Annotated in this window: 14 protein-coding genes, 1 tRNA gene and 1 riboswitch; of the genes, 9 read left to right on the plus strand and 6 right to left on the minus strand. The window is 75.1% G+C overall.

Translation table 11 applies throughout. The features are described from left to right. Positions 1–68: 68 nt before the first annotated feature. Entirely contained in the window at positions 69–527 is a 459-nt protein-coding gene (locus ACFY7H_RS21320; RefSeq protein WP_388940132.1) for a DUF4352 domain-containing protein, read from the minus strand. Positions 528–658: 131 nt separating this feature from the next. On the opposite strand from ACFY7H_RS21320, the gene ACFY7H_RS21325 reads away from it, so the two are divergent. Beyond that, a tRNA-Trp gene (locus tag ACFY7H_RS21325) sits at positions 659–732 on the plus strand. Positions 733–801: 69 nt separating this feature from the next. Here the strand turns inward: ACFY7H_RS21325 and ACFY7H_RS21330 are convergent. Beyond that, positions 802–1,443: a PASTA domain-containing protein gene (locus ACFY7H_RS21330; RefSeq protein WP_388940134.1), complete on the minus strand. Its 642-nt coding sequence runs from the start codon at positions 1,441–1,443 to the stop codon at positions 802–804. A gap of 263 nt (positions 1,444–1,706) precedes the next feature. Further along, a riboswitch (cobalamin riboswitch) is annotated at positions 1,707–1,845 on the plus strand. Between the two features lie 34 nt (positions 1,846–1,879). On the opposite strand from ACFY7H_RS21330, the gene ACFY7H_RS21335 reads away from it, so the two are divergent. The 3 genes from ACFY7H_RS21335 to ACFY7H_RS21345 are packed head-to-tail and all read left to right on the plus strand — an operon-like array spanning position 1,880 to position 4,694. Beyond that, entirely contained in the window at positions 1,880–2,869 is a 990-nt protein-coding gene (locus ACFY7H_RS21335; RefSeq protein WP_388940136.1) for an ABC transporter substrate-binding protein, read from the plus strand. Positions 2,870–2,877: 8 nt separating this feature from the next. Then, the gene (locus tag ACFY7H_RS21340) at positions 2,878–3,906 is read left to right on the plus strand and encodes a FecCD family ABC transporter permease (RefSeq protein ID WP_388940138.1); all 1,029 of its coding nucleotides are present in this window, start codon (positions 2,878–2,880) and stop codon (positions 3,904–3,906) included. Continuing rightward, complete coding sequence (locus ACFY7H_RS21345) at positions 3,903–4,694, plus strand: ABC transporter ATP-binding protein (protein WP_388940140.1); 792 nt, start codon at positions 3,903–3,905, stop codon at positions 4,692–4,694. Before ACFY7H_RS21340 ends, ACFY7H_RS21345 begins: the two co-directional genes overlap by 4 nt. Positions 4,695–4,760: 66 nt before the next feature. On the opposite strand, the gene ACFY7H_RS21350 is transcribed toward ACFY7H_RS21345, so the two are convergent. Then, positions 4,761–5,141 carry a VOC family protein gene (locus tag ACFY7H_RS21350; RefSeq protein WP_388940142.1) on the minus strand — a complete coding sequence of 127 codons (381 nt, stop codon included), beginning with the start codon at positions 5,139–5,141 and terminating at the stop codon, positions 4,761–4,763. Between the two features lie 348 nt (positions 5,142–5,489). Between ACFY7H_RS21350 and ACFY7H_RS21355 the strand changes: the two genes are divergently transcribed. Both ACFY7H_RS21355 and ACFY7H_RS21360 read left to right on the plus strand, forming a co-directional pair. Next, positions 5,490–6,437: an aldo/keto reductase gene (locus tag ACFY7H_RS21355; RefSeq protein ID WP_388940143.1), complete on the plus strand. Its 948-nt coding sequence runs from the start codon at positions 5,490–5,492 to the stop codon at positions 6,435–6,437. Further along, on the plus strand, positions 6,434–7,408 hold the full coding sequence (locus ACFY7H_RS21360; protein ID WP_388940145.1) for a D-2-hydroxyacid dehydrogenase family protein: 975 nt from the start codon (positions 6,434–6,436) through the stop codon (positions 7,406–7,408). The genes ACFY7H_RS21355 and ACFY7H_RS21360 overlap by 4 nt, the downstream gene beginning before the upstream one ends. A 36-nt stretch (positions 7,409–7,444) precedes the next feature. Here ACFY7H_RS21360 and ACFY7H_RS21365 read toward each other — a convergent pair whose 3' ends face one another. Together ACFY7H_RS21365 and ACFY7H_RS21370 are read right to left on the minus strand one after the other, a co-directional pair. Further along, positions 7,445–8,347 (minus strand): ABC transporter permease, encoded by a 903-nt coding sequence (locus ACFY7H_RS21365; RefSeq protein WP_388940147.1) that lies wholly within the window; start codon positions 8,345–8,347, stop codon positions 7,445–7,447. Continuing rightward, positions 8,344–11,091: an alpha/beta fold hydrolase gene (locus tag ACFY7H_RS21370; RefSeq protein WP_388940149.1), complete on the minus strand. Its 2,748-nt coding sequence runs from the start codon at positions 11,089–11,091 to the stop codon at positions 8,344–8,346. Before ACFY7H_RS21370 ends, ACFY7H_RS21365 begins: the two co-directional genes overlap by 4 nt. Before the next feature lie 153 nt (positions 11,092–11,244). Between ACFY7H_RS21370 and ACFY7H_RS21375 the strand changes: the two genes are divergently transcribed. The 3 genes from ACFY7H_RS21375 to ACFY7H_RS21385 all read left to right on the plus strand — a co-directional run bounded on the left by ACFY7H_RS21375 (position 11,245) and on the right by ACFY7H_RS21385 (position 14,005). Next, positions 11,245–12,783 (plus strand): ATP-dependent DNA ligase, encoded by a 1,539-nt coding sequence (locus ACFY7H_RS21375; RefSeq protein ID WP_388940374.1) that lies wholly within the window; start codon positions 11,245–11,247, stop codon positions 12,781–12,783. Between the two features lie 78 nt (positions 12,784–12,861). Beyond that, positions 12,862–13,524, plus strand: coding sequence for a helix-turn-helix domain-containing protein (locus ACFY7H_RS21380; RefSeq protein ID WP_388940151.1), 663 nt, complete (start codon positions 12,862–12,864; stop codon positions 13,522–13,524). Between the two features lie 238 nt (positions 13,525–13,762). After that, on the plus strand, positions 13,763–14,005 hold the full coding sequence (locus ACFY7H_RS21385) for a DUF6126 family protein (RefSeq protein ID WP_388940153.1): 243 nt from the start codon (positions 13,763–13,765) through the stop codon (positions 14,003–14,005). 144 nt (positions 14,006–14,149) lie between these two features. On the opposite strand, the gene ACFY7H_RS21390 is transcribed toward ACFY7H_RS21385, so the two are convergent. Next, complete coding sequence (locus tag ACFY7H_RS21390; protein ID WP_388940155.1) at positions 14,150–15,709, minus strand: MFS transporter; 1,560 nt, start codon at positions 15,707–15,709, stop codon at positions 14,150–14,152. Between the last annotated feature and the right edge of the window lie 139 nt (positions 15,710–15,848).

Below are 15,848 nucleotides of genomic sequence, written 5' to 3' on the forward strand. Positions count from 1 at the left end.
AGTCACTACACGCGTCGCGGTAACTTCCGGCCGGTTCCGGCCCGTTCGCGGCGGCGGGGCCCCGAGGCTCAGGGCAGGCTCCAGTGGCCCACGTCGTCGCCCAGCCCCGCGTCCAGCGCGAACTGCACCGCGGCGAGGCGGGCGTCCTCGGGGAGCCGGAAGGTGACGAACCCCGAGGCCGAACCACCGGGAGGCAGGGTGAGGGTGCCGGGAAGGCTCGGCCCGGCGCCGGTCGCGGTGCTGGAGCCCGTGAACCGCTGCCCTTCGGCGTCGAGGAGGTGCGCGGCCGGCGCGGGGGAGTCCTCGTACGGCACCGTCCCGGTGTTCTCCAGGCGCAGCTCGACGGCGACCAGCCGGTCGGCGTCCACACGGCCCGCGGGGTCGACGACCCGGGTCAGCGTGACGTCGAGCCGCTCCCCGGGCCGGCTCCCGTCGAGGGGGACGGTCTCCCCGGACCCGTCGGGCCCGGCGCCGACCAGCAGGAGCGCGAGGAGGGGCCCCAGCAGCCGCCCCGCACGGTGGCGCACGACTCCTCCTCCACTCCGCGTACCCGCCCCCTCCCCGCCCACGATCCTCCGCCGGCCCCGCTCCCGCCACCGGCGACACGGAATATGGATTGGATCTCCCGCCCGCTTCATGGCAGGCTTGGCGCCACTGGAGGGGTATAGCTCAGCTGGTCAGAGCGCTGGTCTCCAAAACCAGATGTCGTAGGTTCGAATCCTGCTACCCCTGCCGAGCCGGACCCCGGGAGATCACTCCCGGGGTCCGTTCTTGTTTCCGCGTCCGCGGGGCGCCGGGCGGTCAGGGGCAGGTCTCGTCGGTCTTGGCGACGGTGAAGGTGACGGGCTGGCCGTTCAGCGCGGTCCCTGCCTTCGGGTCCTGGGAGCAGACCTTCCAGTTGGACTCCTGAAGGACCATGCGGCTCTGCACCGCGTCCTTCACGGTGATCGACGCGTTGGCCGGCAGGGCGGCGCGGACGGCCTTCATGCCCTGTCCGGCGAAGTTCCCCATGGTGTTCCCGACGGGCTTGGGAGCGGGCGCGTCCACAGCGGGGCAGGACTCTTCGAGCTTGACGGCGCCGAAATCGATGGTGGTGCCGGTGTCGACGGTGCTGCCGCCGGCCGGGGTCTGGGAGCAGACCTTCCAGTTGCGGTCGAGGGTCTGAAGCCGGTCGCGGCCGAGCGCGTCGTGGGACTTGAGCACGTAGAACCCCGCGGCCTGCGCCTCGTCCTGGGCGGTTTGAAGACCCTTGCCGACGAAACTGGGGAGCCGGCCCGCCTTCACCGGTGCTGGTGTGGGGGCGGCGGACGAGGGGGTGCCCGGCGCAGCGGGCGTGTCGGCTGCCGCGGGCTTGCCGGCGGTACTGGCGGCCGGGGGATTACAGCCGGCGAGGGCCAGGGCGGTGGCGGCGGTGAGCAGGGTGATCGTGTGGCGTGTGCGCATCGCGCCATGTTCGCCGGGAACGGGTGGCTGTGGGGTGGCTGTGACCGGTCTGTGACGTGTGCAAGTCCCGCACGGTGGCGGGACTTCGGCAACCGGGCGCGCCGGAGCCGTGACCAGGGCCGGGCGCGTGCCGCCCGGTTCCGACGACGCCCGTGGCGTCCTGGGCGTGTTGCCGGACAGGTGGGTGATGCGGCCGGCGGTGTTCGGCCTCCGCCGGAGCGTCAGGATCCGTGGCCCCTTCCGGGGGGGGCGAACACCGCGTCTGGCAGACTTGGCACGGTTGTCCCGGCGGTGCAGGACAGGAAACCGGTGTGAATCCGGTGCGGTCCCGCCACTGTGACCGGCCGCCGCGTCCGCGCGACGGCCGGGAGTCAGACACTGACGCACCGCCTCTTCACTTCGACCGGGGACGAGGATCCCCCGGAGAGGCCTCATCATGTCGCGTGTCCGCGCCGCCGTGCGCTCCTTCCTGCCGCTCGCTCTCGTCGTGCCGCTCGCCGCCTGCGGCGGTCCGCCCGGGGCGGAGCGGCCCGGGCCCGGTGCGCACGCCGCGCCCGGGTTCCCGTACGCCGTGACCAACTGCGGCGTCAGCACCACCTATCAGGCGCCGCCCGAACGCGCCGTCACCATGAACCAGCACGCCACCGAGATCATGCTGGCCCTCGGACTCCAGGACCGGATGGCCGGCACCGCGTATCTCGACGACTCCGTGCTGCCCGCCTACCGGCCCGCCTACGACAAGATCAAGGTGCTGGCCGAGGAGTACCCCTCGAAGGAGGTGCTCCTCGGGGCCAACCCCGACTTCGTGTACGGCGGTTACGCCAGCGCCTTCGACAAGGGGCAGGGCCGGGACCGCGAAGGGCTGGCCAAGGCCGGCATCAACTCGCGGCTGAGCGTGGAGTACTGCACCCAGGGCCCGGTCGGGCTCGAACAGCTGAAGACCGAAATCACCGAAGTCGCCCGGACCTTCGGCGTGCCCGAGCGCGGCGCGGCCCTCGTCCAGGACGAGCAGCGCCGCGTCGACGCCGTCACCGCCCGCGTGAAGGACAGGCCCCGGCCGTCCGTCTTCGTCTACGACTCCGGGGAGGCCTCCGCCTTCACGTCCGGCGGCAACGGCATAGGCAACGAGATCGTCTCCCTGGCCGGGGGGACGAACGTGTTCGCCGACCTCAAGGACACCTTCGGCGACGTGCCGTGGGAGAAGGTCATCGAGCGCGGTCCCGAGGTCATCCTCATCTACGACTACGGCGGCACCACCGTGGAGGCCAAGAAGCAGCGCCTGCTGAACGATCCGGCGCTCGCGCGGGTTCCCGCCGTCAGGGACCGCCGGTTCGTCGTGCTGCCGCTCTCCTCGGCCGTGCTCGGGGTCCGCGTCGCCGACGCCGTCGAGTCCCTGGGCCGCCAGCTGCACCCCGACGCCGCGTGAGCCGGGGCGTGAGGGGGCGCCGTACCGTCGGTGTCCTGGTGCTCCTCGCCGCCGCGCTCGCCGCGGCGGCCGTGGCGGGGCTCGCCCTGGGACCCGTACGGATCGCCCCCGGTGAGGTCGTCGGCATCGTCCTCCGCGGCCCCGGGATGCCCGGCGCCTTCCCCTCCATCGTGTGGGACGTGCGGATGCCGCGCGTGCTGCTCGGGGCCGTCGTCGGGGCCGGGCTCGCGGTCTCCGGCGCCGTGCTCCAGGCCCTCGTACGCAACCCGCTCGCCGATCCGTTCCTCCTCGGGGCCTCCTCCGGAGCCTCGGCGGGAGCGGTGCTGGTCATCGTGTCCGGCGCGGGCGCCGCCGGACTCGCGGGCGGGCTCGGGCTGCCGGCCGCCGCGTTCGCGGGCTCGACGGTGGCGCTCGTCGCCGTCTACGCCATGGCCCGGCGCGGCGGCACCATGAGCACCGGGCGGCTGATCCTGGCCGGGGTCGCCGTGCAGTACGTCCTGTCCGCGCTGACCAGCCTGGTCCTCGTGCTGTCCGCGCACCCCGACCAGATCCGCACCGCCCTGTTCTGGTCCCTGGGCGGCCTCGGAGGGGCCCGCTGGGAGGAACTGGCACTGCCGGCCGCCGCGCTGCTCGCCGGCACCGGCCTGCTGCTCGCGCTGGCCCGGCCGCTGGACCTGCTGCTCGCGGGGGAGGAGGGAGCCCGCACGCTCGGCCTGGACACCGGACGCTTCCGCGCCGCCGTGTTCGTGGTCTCCTCCCTCGTCATCGGGGTGCTCGTCGCCTACAGCGGGGCGATCGGCTTCGTCGGGCTGATGGTCCCCCACGCCGCCCGGATGGCGGTCGGCGCCGGCCACCGGGCCCTGCTCCCGGTCGCCGCGCTGGCCGGCGCGGTCTTCCTGGTCCTGGCCGACCTGGTCGCCCGTACGGCGGCGGCTCCCGAGGAGATCCCGGTCGGGGTGGTCACCGCACTGCTGGGCGGCCCGTTCTTCCTGTGGATGCTGCGCCGGACGGGCCGGTCCGAGGCGGTGGCCGGATGAACGGCGGACCGGCGGAACTCGCCGTCGAGGCCCTTCGTTACGAGGTGGACGGGCACACCCTGCTGCACGGAGTCGACCTCACCGCCCGCCCCGGTGAGACGGTCGGCGTGGTCGGGCCGAACGGCAGCGGCAAGACCACCCTGCTGCGCTGCGTCTACGGCGCCCTGCGGCCCACCGCCGGCCGGGTGCTGCTCGACGGGGCCGATGCCGCGGCGCTCGGCGTCAAGGAGCGCGCCCGGCGGGTGGCGGTGGTCCCGCAGGACGCCACCGGCACCTTCGGGCTGACGGTCCGCGAGGTCGTCGCCATGGGCCGCAGCCCGCACAAACGGTTCTGGGAGCAGGACGGCCCGGAGGACCGGCGGCGCGTGGCCGAGGCCCTGGACAGGGTCGGCGCCGCCGCCTGCGCGGAGCGCCGCTTCGAGGAGCTCTCCGGCGGTGAGCGCCAGCGCTCGCTCGTCGCCCGCGCCCTCGTCCAGGAACCGGGCCTGCTCGCCCTGGACGAGCCGACGAACCACCTCGACATCCGCTACCAGCTGGAGGTGCTCGGCCTGGTCCGCGCCCTGCCCGCGACCGGGCTGCTCGTCCTGCACGACCTCAACCTCGCCGCCTCCTTCTGCGACCGGCTGTACGTCCTGTCGGCCGGCCGGGTCGTCGCGGCCGGCCCGCCGGCCGAGGTGCTCGACGAGGACCTGCTGGCGGAGGTCTACGGCGTCCACACCCGCGTCGGGGTACACCCGACGACGGGCGCCCCCAGCATCGTCTACCTGCCGGAGCCGGCCGCCGGATGAGGCCACCGCGGCCGAACGGATGGAGGGGCCCCGGCGCGTGGCGCCGGGGCCCGTCCATGGGCCGTGCTAGCCGCCGTAGGGGCGGGTGATGATCTCCATTCCGTGCCCGGCGGGGTCCAGGAAGTACACCCCGCGGCCCCCGTCGTTGTGGTTGATCTCCCCGGGGTGCTTGCCGTGCGGGTCGGCGAAGTACTCGACCCCCGACGCCCGGATCTTCTCGAAGGCGGAGTCGAACTCCTCCTCCGAGACCAGGAACGCGTAGTGCTGCGGGGTGATGGACTCGGCCGGGACGGCGGCGAAGTCCAGGGTCACGCCGTTGGCGGTGGACACCGGGACGAAGGGACCCCACTCGGGGCCGACTTCAAGACCGAGGATGTCCGCGAGGAAGGCGGCGGACCGCTTGTTGTCGAGGGAGTGAACGATCGTGTGGTTCAGCTGGACGGACATGGGTGGATGCCTCCGAAAGGCATGTCACGGCACCTCCATGCCTCACCCGGTCGGTGACCAGCACGCGATGCCGTCACCTTGATCCTAAGCACCCGCCCGGGTGCGGTCCACCCCTTTCGCGCCGGAGCGGGCCCGGGCTCCGGCCTCCCGCCCGGGTCGGCCGTCGTCCGGACGGCCACCCGGGCCACAGACCAACCGGTATGCCTACACTGCGACTTCGCCGATCACACACCGGCCGGAGCCGAGCGGACCGGCGAACCGCACCAACCCCGCCACCCATCCCCACCGCACCACCCATCCCCACCACACTGACCGCGCGAACCCCACGAGTACGGAGGAACGACCCGTATGCGCTATCTCCCCCTGGGCACCTCAGGGCTGAAGGTCTCCGCCGTCGGCCTCGGCTGCAACAACTTCGGCGGCCGCCTCGACGCCCAGGCCACCCGCGCCGTCGTCGACGCCGCCCTCGACTGCGGGATCACCCTCCTCGACACGGCCGACATCTACGGCGGCCGCGGCGGCTCCGAGACCCACCTCGGCCAGGCCCTCAAGGGCCGCCGCGACCAGGTGGTCCTCGCCACCAAGTTCGGCTACGACGGCGTCGACATGGGGTACGGCCCCGCCGCCGGCGCCCGCGGCGGCCGCGCCTACATCCGGCGCGCCGTCGAGGAGTCCCTGCGCCGCCTGGAGACCGACCACATCGACCTCTACCAGCTGCACAGCCCCGACCCCGCCACACCCGTCGCGGAAACCCTCGCCGCCCTCACCGAGCTCGTCACCGAGGGCAAGGTCCGCTACATCGGCCACTCCAACCTCACCGGCTGGCAGCTCGCCGAAGCCGCCCACGTGGCCCGCGAGACGGGCGCCGTGCCCTTCGTCTCCGCGCAGAACGAGTGGTCGCTGCTCCAGCGCTCCGCCGAGCGGGAGCTGGTCCCCGCCGCCCGCCACTACGGCCTCGGGGTCCTCCCGTACTTCCCGCTGGCCAACGGCCTCCTCACCGGCAAGATCCGCCGGGGCGCACCCGTCCCGGCCGGCTCCCGCCTCGAAGGCCGCGACGCCTACCTCACCGAGGAGCGCCTCGACACCGTGGAGGCCCTGGCCGCGATCGCTGGGAAGCACGGCCGCGGCGTCCTGGAGCTGGCCATCGGCTGGCTCTCCGCCCAGCCCGGCTGCTCCTCCGTCATCGCCGGCGCCACCTCGCCCGAGCAGGTGCGCGCCAACGCGGCCGTGGCCGACCGCCCGCTGGAGGCGGAGCTGCTGGCCGAGATCGGCGAGGTCGCGGAGGCACACGCATGAGCGGCCCGCTTCGCTGCGCGGTCCTCGACGACTTCCAGGGGGTGGCCACCAGCCTGGCCGACTGGTCCCCGGTCACCGGCCGGGGCGTCGAGGTGGTCACATACGCCGACCACCTCGACGACGAGGACGAACTGGCCGCCCGTCTGGCCGGCTTCGACATCGTCGTCACCCTGCGCGAACGCGTCGCCTTCCCGGCGGGCCTGCTGGAGCGGCTGCCGCGCCTGCGCCTCCTGGTCGCCAGCGGCATGCGCCACTCGGTCATCGACCACGCCGCCGCCCGGCGCGCCGGGGTCACCGTCTGCGGCACCGCCAGCTCCTCCACCCCGCCCGTCGAGCTGACCTGGGCCCTGCTGCTGGGCCTGGCCCGCGGGATCGTCCAGGAGAACACCGCCCTGCGCGAGGGCGGCCCCTGGCAGCAGACCGTCGGCGCCGACCTGCACGGGCGGCGCCTGGGCCTGCTGGGCCTCGGCAAGACCGGCAGCCGCGTCGCCCGGATCGGGCTCGCCTTCGGCATGGAGGTCACGGCCTGGAGCCGGAACCTCACCAAGGAGCGGGCGGACGCGGAAGGGGTGACGCTCGCCGCGTCCAAGGAGGAACTGCTGGCCGGCAGCGACTTCGTCTCCGTCCACCTCGCCCTCGGCGAGCGCACCCGCGGCCTGATCGGCGCGGCGGAGCTGGAGCTGATGCGGCCGACCGCCTACCTCGTCAACACCTCCCGCGCCGCCATCGTGGACCAGGAGGCGCTGCTCGACGCCCTGCGCGCCGGCCGCATCGCGGGGGCCGGCCTCGACGTCTACGACACCGAGCCGCTGCCCGCCGGACACCCGCTGCGCACCGCCCCGGGGCTGCTCGCCACCCCCCACCTCGGCTACGTCACCCGCGCCAACTACGCCACCTACTACGGCGAGGCCGTCGAGGACATCCTGGCGTTCCTCGACGGCTCGCCCGTGCGCGTCCTGGGCGGCGGCTGAACCGGCGGGCGGTTCTCCCGCTCGGCGCCCTCCGCCTCAGGAGGTGATGTCCTTGCGGGAGAACCCCCGGAACGCGAGCGCGAACAGCACCACGGCGTACGACACGGACACCGCCGCGCCCTTGACCATCCCGCCCCACTCCAGTTGCGGCTGCAGGGCGTCCGCCCAGGCGAACTGCCAGTGCGCGGGCAGGAACTCGCGCCACGAACCGAGGGCCGTCACCGCGTCGAGCACGTTACCCACGATGGTCAGGCCGACCGCCCCGCCCACCGCGCCCAGCGGCGCGTCCGTCCGCGTCGACAGCCAGAACGCCAGCCCGGCCGTCACCAGCTGCGACACGAACACGAAGGCGACGGCCAGCGCGAGGCGCGGCACGGTGTCCCCGGCGGGCAGCGCCCCGCCCGTCGGGAGTCTGAGCGGCCCCCACCCGTACGCGGCCGTCCCCGCCGCCAGCGCCACCACCGGCAGCAGCACGATCGCCGCCAGGCTGAACCCCAGCGCCACCACGAGCTTGCTCCACAGCAGCCGGGCCCGGGGCACCGGCGAGGCCAGCAGGTAGCGCAGCGAGGACCAGCTCGCCTCCGAGGCCACCGTGTCCCCGCAGAACAGCGCCACCGGCACCACCAGCAGGAAACCGGCCGACACGAACAGGCAGGTCGCCGCGAAGTTCGCGCCGGACGCCGTGGCCGTGTCGATCAGGCTGACCCGGCCGTTGCCGCCGCCGCGCCCGTCGTCGTCCGGGCCGCCGCCCACCGCGAACGCGATGATCATGACGAACGGCAGCGCGGCCAGCACCCCGCCCATCACCAGCGTCCGCCGTCGCCGCCACTGCCGCAGCGCCTCCACGCGCAGCGGCAGCGTCCGGCCAGCCCGGTAGCCGGGCGCGGTCTCCCGGCCGGGCGCGGTCTCCCGTACGGGCTCCTCCTGGACGGCACTCATGCCGCACCTCCGATCAGGGTCAGGAAGGCGTCCTCGAGCCTCCGGTGCGGCCCCACCGCCGCGACCGGCAGCTCCAGCCGGACGAGTTCGCCGATCAACGCGGCGGGCGTCGCGCCGTCGAGCCGTACGAGCAGCCCCTCCTCGGAGCGCACCGCGGAGGCCACCCCTTCCAGGGCGGCGACCTTCCCCACGGTCACCTCGTCCACCGGCTCCGCCAGCGCCACCAGCAGGGTGTCCCCGCCGCCGGTGATCTCGGCGACCTCGCCCGCCCGCACGAGCCGCCCGCGGTCCATGACCACGAGGTGCGTGCACGACTGCTCGACCTCCGACAACAGGTGGCTGGAGACGATGACCGTCCGTCCGCCGGCGGCGTAGCGGATCATCACGTCCCGCATCTCCCGGATCTGCGGCGGGTCCAGACCGTTCGTCGGCTCGTCGAGGATCAGCAGGTCCGGCATCCCCAGCATGGCCTGCGCGATCGCGAGCCGCTGCCGCATGCCCTGGGAGTACGTGCGCACCGCCCGCTCCAGGGCGTCGCCGAGCCCGGCGATCTCCAGGGCCTCCGCCAGGTGCGCGTCCTCGGCGGGACGGCCCGTGGCCTGCCAGTACAGCTCCAGATTGGCCCGGCCCGTCAGGTGCGGCAGGAACCCGGCGCCCTCCACGAACGCCCCGACCCGTGAGAGCACCGGAGCCCCGGGCCGGACCGCGTGTCCGAACACCCGGACCTCACCGGCGTCCGGCGCGATCAGGCCCATCAGCATCCGCAGGGTGGTGGTCTTCCCGGCCCCGTTGGGCCCCAGCAGACCCAGGACCTGGCCCTTCTCCACCCGGAACGACAGGTCCCGCACGGCGTAGCGGTCCCGGGCCCCGGCGTAGCGCTTCGTCAGCCCGGTGATGTCCAGTGGTACGTCGGCCAGCGCCGGTTCGGGCTGCGGTGCCCCCGCCCGCGTCGCCGCGCGGCCCCCGCCGGTCCGCCGGATCCCGAGGAGCCCCGCGGCCAGCGCCAGCGCGGCCAGCGGCAGCCCCCAGGTCCAGGCGGGCAGGCCGGCGGACGCCGTGCGCACCCCGTCCGCGACGGGCACCCGCAGCGGCCCCTCGGCGGAGACGGTGTACGCGGCCGGCGCGGCCGGAGAGGCATAGCCGAGGTCGGTGGCCGCGACCACCAGCCGCAGCCGGTGCCCGGCCTGGACGGTGTGGTCCACGGCCGGGAGCCGCAGCTCCACGGTCCGGCCCCGCCCGGCGTCCTCCACCCGTACGGGCGCGACCAGCTGCGCCGGCAGCACCTGCCGGCGGCCGTCGGGCCCCACGTCGTACACCTTGGCGAACAGCACGGCCGACCCGTCGGCGGCCGTCGACCTCACCTTCAGGGTGACGGCCGGGGTCCCGGTGACCCGTACCGCCGCGGGCAGCGGCTCCGACTCGAAGCGGGCGTTCTGCCCGGGGAAGTCCAGCGACAGCCCGGCTCCGAGGGAGGCGAGCTGTCCGCCCACCCCGGGCAGCGAGGACAGCGCGGGCGGCGCTCCGCCCGCCGGGTTGGCGAAGGTCTGCTCCCGCCCCGACAGGGCGAAGGCGCGCGGGTCCGGGACGAGCCCCGGGTAGCGCTCCCCGGTCGCGCCGCGCAGGGTGAGCCGGCCGTCGGTGGAGTCGATCCCGCCGGACCGCGTCACGCGGAAGGCCGGGCCGGTGTCCACCGCCTCGTCGCCCTTCAGGTAGCGGTCGAACCAGGCGGCCACGCGGGCCTCGATGCGGGCGGCCTCGCGCATGCCGCCGTCGTGCCCGCCGGCCGCCCAGTCCACGGCGACGGGAGCGCCGTTCGCGGAGATGGCCTGCGCCATCGCGTCGGCCTGGTCCAGCGGGAAGAGGGAGTCGTCCTGCCCCTGCACGATCAGCGCCGGCACCTTGATCCGGTCGCCGACGGCCGAGGGGCTGCGCCGCTCCAGCAGCTCGCGCGCCTCGGCGTCGGGCTTCCCGGCCACCGCGACGCGCTCGTACATGGCGCACAGCCGCGGCTCGAACCGGCCGCAGCCCGGCCCGCCCGTCCCGACGGGTGCGCCCGCCGCACCGCCGGCCGGCGGCTGCGCCGGCTGGAAGCCGCCCGCCGCGCCGGTGGTGAAGAAGATCCCGGCCCACAGCTTCTTGAACACGCCCTGCGGGAAGAGGGCGTCGGCCAGGTTCCAGTAGGTGATCTGCGGGGCGATCGCGTCCACCCGCCGGTCGTACCCGGCGGCCAGCAGGGCCACGGCCCCTCCGTACGAGGCCCCGGCCACGCCCACCCGCGGGTCGCCGTCCGCGTCGAGCCGTACGCCGGGCCGGCGGGCCAGCGCGTCGACGAGCGCGGAGACGTCCTTGACCTCGTGCTCCGGGTCGTTCAGCCCGATCGTCCCGCCGGAGCGGCCGAAGCCGCGCGCCGACCAGGTCATGACGGCGTAGCCGGCGCGGGCGAGGCGTTCGGCCTGGGCCCGGACGTCGTCCTTGCTGCCGCCGAAGCCGTGGCCGAGGAGCACGGCGGGGCGTTCCCGCGAGGGGTCCCCGGAGGTGAAGAAGGAGGTGTCGATCCCGGTTCCGGACGCGCCCGGCGCGGGCGTGTCCACTCCCGGCACGCTCACGAACCGGTCCTCGCGGTGCACGGCCGGCTCGTCCCCGGACGCGGCGGCCGTCCAGGTGCCGGCGCCCGCCAGGACCGCGAGGGCGGCGGCACCGGCGAGCAGGCGGTCCCGGGGACGCCGGGGCAGTCGAAGCTTCATACGGGCACCCTAAAGCCCGTGATCGCCTTCCCCGAGCTCCCTCAGGGGGAGCCCGGCCCCTTCTCCAGGACTACCCGGGCGGCCGGGCGTACCGCGCCCGCGGTACGCCGCCCCGACCTGCGCTGCGGCCGCGGCGGCGGGAGGATGGACGGCATGCTGCTGGCCGAGGTCGCGCGCGTGTCCCGGGAGGTCGCCGAGACCTCCGCCCGGTCCCGGAAGACCGCCCTGCTCGCGGAGCTCTTCGCGGCCGCCCCCGCCGAGGAGGCGGGCCTGGTGATCGCCTACCTCTCCGGGCGGCTCCCGCAGGGCCGGCCCGGCGTCGGCTGGCGCACCCTGGCCCAGCACACCGCCCCCGCTGCCGAGCCGACGCTCACCGTGCCGGCCGTCGACGCCGCCGTGAGCGAGCTGGCCGCCGTGGCCGGGCCGGGGGCGCAGGCGGAGCGCCGCCGCATCGTCGCCGGCCTGCTGGGCGCCGCCACCGAGGGCGAACAGCGCTTCCTGCGCAGCCTGCTGTCCGGCGAGGTGCGCCAGGGCGCGCTGGACGCCGTCGCCCTGGAAGGGGTGGCAGCGGCCGCCGGGGTACCGGCCGCCGAGCTGCGCCGCGCCGTGATGCTGGACGGCTCGCTGCCCCGGATGGCGGCGGCGGTCCTGGCCGGCGGCGCCCCGGCGCTGCGGGACGTCACCCTGCGCATCGGGCAGCCCGTACAGCCCATGCTGGCCGGGACCGCCCGCTCCCTCGCCGACGCCCTGACCGCGCTCGCGCCCTGCGCGGTGGAGGAGAAGCTCGACGGGATCCGCGTCCAGGTCCACCGCGACGGGGACGAGGTACGGATCCACACCCGTTCCCTCGACGACATCACCGGCCGGCTGCCGGAGGTGGCCGAGCTGGCGCGGAGCCTGCCCGGGGAGCGGTTCGTCCTCGACGGGGAAGTCATCGGGCAGGGCGCCGACGGCCGGCCGGTGCCCTTCCAGGAGATCGCGGGCCGGGTCGGCTCCCGGCTCGACGTGACGGCGGCGCGCGAGGCGCTGCCGGTGACCGCGTACTTCTTCGACGTGCTGGCCCTCGGTGACGACGTCCTGCTGGACCTGCCGGTCCACGACCGGTACGCGGCCCTGGCCGGCCTGGTTCCGGAAACCTGGCGGGTACGGCGGCTGGTGGTGGAGGACGCCGTGGCGCAGGCGGCCGAGGCCGAGGAGTTCCGGACGGCGACCCTGCGCCGGGGCCACGAGGGGGTCATGGTCAAGGCCCTCGGCTCCCCCTACGCGGCGGGCCGGCGCGGGAAGCAGTGGCTGAAGGTGAAACCGGTGCACACCCTCGACCTGGTCGTGCTCGCCGCCGAATGGGGCCACGGCCGCCGCACCGGGCTGCTGTCCAACCTGCACCTGGGCGCGCGGGCGGGCGACGGCACGTACGCCATGCTGGGCAAGACCTTCAAGGGGCTGACGGACGAGATGCTGCGCTGGCAAACGGGCCGGCTGCGCGAGCTGGCCGTGGAGGACGACGGCTTCACCGTCCGGGTCCGGCCCGAGCTGGTGGTGGAGATCGCCTACGACGGCCTCCAGCGCTCCCCGCGCTACCCGGCCGGGGTCGCCCTGCGCTTCGCCCGCGTCCTGCGGCACCGCCCGGACAAGGAGGCGCGGGAGGCGGACACGGTGGAAACGGTGCTGGAGCAGCGCCGCCGGGAGGAGTGAGGGCCCCCGGGGCCGGAGTTTTTTGCCTCAGAGGCAAGGAGGATTGCCGGAAAGGCAAGACTCTGGCTCAATCGGGGTATGACGCCCCCTTCCGAGGAACCAGAAGGAGCCCGAGGCGCCCTGGCCCCCGAAGCCGCCGACGGCACCGCCGACGAGCTGCCCGCCGTCGCCCCGCAGCTGCGGGAGCTGCGCCGGCGCGCAGGGCTCACGCTGGAGGCCGCCGCCGCGCGGGCCAGGCTCTCGCCCGCGCACCTGTCCCGGCTGGAGACCGGCCGGCGCCAGCCCTCGCTGCCGCTGCTGCTCGGGCTGGCCCGCACCTACGGTACGACCGTCTCCGAGCTGCTCGGCGAGACCCCTGCCGTCGCCGATCCCATCGTACGGGCGGGCGGGCCGGGGGCTCGCGAGGCCGACGGGTGGACGTACTGGCAGGCGGGCGGCCCCGGGCGGGGGATGCAGGCGCTGCGCGTCCGCGTCCCGCACGGGCGCGGCCAGGGCGAGCTGGTCCGCGTCCACCCGGGGGAGGAGTGGCTGTACGTGCTCGGCGGGCGCCTGCGGCTGCACCTGGGGGAGGCCGAGCACCTGCTGGAGCCGGGGGACAGCGCGCACTTCGACTCGCTCACCCCGCACCGGATCGGCGCGGCCGGGCCGGGCGGGTGCGAGCTGCTCTTCGTCCACACGCTGCTGCAGAGCAGCCTCGCCGGGCTGTGCCTCGGCGACGCCAAGACCACGCGCCAGCACTAGGCCATCTCTTTCGGATCTTGCTCCCCCAGCTACCGCTGGGAGGTGCCCCCAGAGCCGCGACGCCTGGCACGGCACCTCTCCGCGCTGTCGGCACAGCCGAGTACGTCCAGTTACGCGCGCTGCGCCTCCGCCTCGCGAGGCACCGCACCAGACGCCGCGGGCTTGACCGGCAAGATCCGAAAGAGACGACCCAGGGGGAGCCGTACCCGTGCCCGAGTCGCATTCCAGAGGAGACCAGATGCCCACCACAGCACGTCAGAACGCCGACCGGACCGCTGACCAGGACGGACAGGCCGGTGAGGCCGGTCAGACGGCCGACCGGACCGCTTCCGGGGAGGCGGCGCCGTTGACCTTCCGTCGGCGCTTCGAGTCCAAGTTCCCGCGCGGTCTGATCATCAGGCTCGTCGCGTACCTGTTCGTCGGCCACCTCTTCGCCTTCTTCGTCTACCTGCTCTTCGTCCTGGGCGGCCAGAACCAGTAGTCCCCATCCCGCCACAGCGCCGCGCAGAGCACCGCCCCGGCGGCCGGCACCGCCCCCAGCGGCCGCAAGCCAGGCACACCACCCCCAGGGCGGCCACGGTCGGGCCCGCCGCCGCGCTCCAGCACGCGCGGCCGGCCCGCGCCGTCAGGGCCGGGCCGGGAGGTCCGCCCCGGCTTCCGGCTCGGGGTGTTCGAGCGGCGGGGAGCCGACCGCGCAGTGCGTACGGCACTGGGGGTGGCAGGCCCCGGCCTCGGGGGCGCGTACGGTCGCCCAGGCGGTGACCGCGCCCGCCACCAGAGCCCCGGCGCACCAGAGCATGGCCCGCCCGAAGGCCCCGTCGAAGGCGCCGGCCGACAGGTACGCGTCCGGGCCCATCCCCGCCAGCAGCGGCAGCGCCGCCACCGCGAGCAGCCCGGCGGCCCGCGCGGCGGCGTTGTTGATGCCGCTGGCGAGGCCCGCCCGGCCCGTCGGCACGGAGGCCAGGACGGTGGAGGTCAGCGGGGCGACCAGCAGGGCCATGCCGGCCCCCATCACCACCATGGCCGGCAGGACGTCCCGTGCGTACGAGGCGTCCGGGCCCGCGCGCTGCATCAGCAGCGTCCCGGCGGCGCACAGCAGGGGCCCGAGGGTGAGCGGGACGCGGGGCCCGATGCGTTCCCCGAGCTCCCCCGCCCGGGACGACAGCAGCAGCATCAGGACGGTGGTGGGCAGCAGTGCGGCCCCGGCGCCGAGGGCGGAGTACCCGGCCACCACCTGGAGCTGGAGCACGACGAGGAAGAAGAAGCCGCCGAAGGCCGCGTAGACGAAGAGGGTGACCAGGTTGACGGCGGTGAACTGCCGGGAGGAGAAGATCCCCGGCGGGAGCATCGGATCCGGCCGGCGCCGCTCGACGTACACGAAGAGGACCGCCAGCAGGACCCCGCCCACGGCCGCGCCGACGACCGGGGCCGTCGCGGACCGGGCTTCGATCAGCGCGTACGTCAGCAGGGCCAGGGCGGCCGCGCCGAGCACCGCGCCGAGCACGTCGAACCGCCCGCTCGCCTGCGGGTCCCGCGATTCCGGAATGTGCTTCAGGGCGGCCGGCACGCACAGAGCGGCCACCGGGACGTTGATCAGGAACACCCACCGCCAGCCCGGCCCGTCCACCAGCCAGCCGCCGAGGAACGGTCCGACGGCCGCGCCGACCCCGCCGAAACCCGACCACAGGCCCACCGCGCGGGCCCGGTCGGCGGGCCGGATCGAGCCCTGGATCAGCGCGAGCGAACCGGGTGTCAGCAGTGCGCCGCCGATGCCCTGGAGGGCGCGGGCGGCGATCAGGATCCCGGCGTTCGGCGCGAGCCCGCACAGCAGCGAGCCGACCGCGAACCAGACCACGCCGAGGACGAAGATCCGGCGCCGCCCGAAGCGGTCGCCGAGCGCCCCGCCCACCAGGATCAGCCCCGCCAGGGTCAGCAGGTAGGCGTTCACCGTCCACTGGAGGACGGCCAGGTCGGCGCCGAGGTCCCGCCCGATGCGGGGCAGGGCCACGTTGACCACGGTCGAGTCCAGCAGTGCCATCGCCGACCCGAGCACGGTGGCGGCCAGGACCCACCGTCCCCGCGCGGAGCGCAGTGCGACCTCCGGCTCCGCGGCGGGCGCGGGGCCGGGCCGGGGCGCCGGCGGGGGGCCGTTCTCGGGCGGGGGTCCGCCGGGTCGCGCGCTCATCCCTCCAGGCTGACGCGGCGGCGCCCGGAAGGCCACCGGGCGGGGGCCGCGGCCGCCCGTCACGTGGCGCACGCGGCCCTCTTGTAATGCACATGGCACCTCTCGGAGCATGACCCGCGCACCTCACGCAGGGGCTTTC

The organism is Streptomyces sp. NPDC012794 (genome assembly GCF_042901085.1).
GTDB lineage: Bacteria > Actinomycetota > Actinomycetes > Streptomycetales > Streptomycetaceae > Streptomyces.

Coding starts and splice junctions, on each gene's coding strand:
- ACFY7H_RS21330 (WP_388940134.1), bottom strand. CDS start 1,443: ATGCGCACACGCCACACGATCACCCTGCTCACCGCCGCCACCGCCCTG.
- ACFY7H_RS21335 (WP_388940136.1), top strand. CDS start 1,880: ATGTCGCGTGTCCGCGCCGCCGTGCGCTCCTTCCTGCCGCTCGCTCTC.
- ACFY7H_RS21345 (WP_388940140.1), top strand. CDS start 3,903: ATGAACGGCGGACCGGCGGAACTCGCCGTCGAGGCCCTTCGTTACGAG.
- ACFY7H_RS21350 (WP_388940142.1), bottom strand. CDS start 5,141: ATGTCCGTCCAGCTGAACCACACGATCGTTCACTCCCTCGACAACAAG.
- ACFY7H_RS21355 (WP_388940143.1), top strand. CDS start 5,490: ATGCGCTATCTCCCCCTGGGCACCTCAGGGCTGAAGGTCTCCGCCGTC.
- ACFY7H_RS21360 (WP_388940145.1), top strand. CDS start 6,434: ATGAGCGGCCCGCTTCGCTGCGCGGTCCTCGACGACTTCCAGGGGGTG.
- ACFY7H_RS21365 (WP_388940147.1), bottom strand. CDS start 8,347: ATGAGTGCCGTCCAGGAGGAGCCCGTACGGGAGACCGCGCCCGGCCGG.
- ACFY7H_RS21370 (WP_388940149.1), bottom strand. CDS start 11,091: ATGAAGCTTCGACTGCCCCGGCGTCCCCGGGACCGCCTGCTCGCCGGT.
- ACFY7H_RS21375 (WP_388940374.1), top strand. CDS start 11,245: ATGCTGCTGGCCGAGGTCGCGCGCGTGTCCCGGGAGGTCGCCGAGACC.
- ACFY7H_RS21380 (WP_388940151.1), top strand. CDS start 12,862: ATGACGCCCCCTTCCGAGGAACCAGAAGGAGCCCGAGGCGCCCTGGCC.
- ACFY7H_RS21385 (WP_388940153.1), top strand. CDS start 13,763: ATGCCCACCACAGCACGTCAGAACGCCGACCGGACCGCTGACCAGGAC.
- ACFY7H_RS21390 (WP_388940155.1), bottom strand. CDS start 15,709: ATGAGCGCGCGACCCGGCGGACCCCCGCCCGAGAACGGCCCCCCGCCG.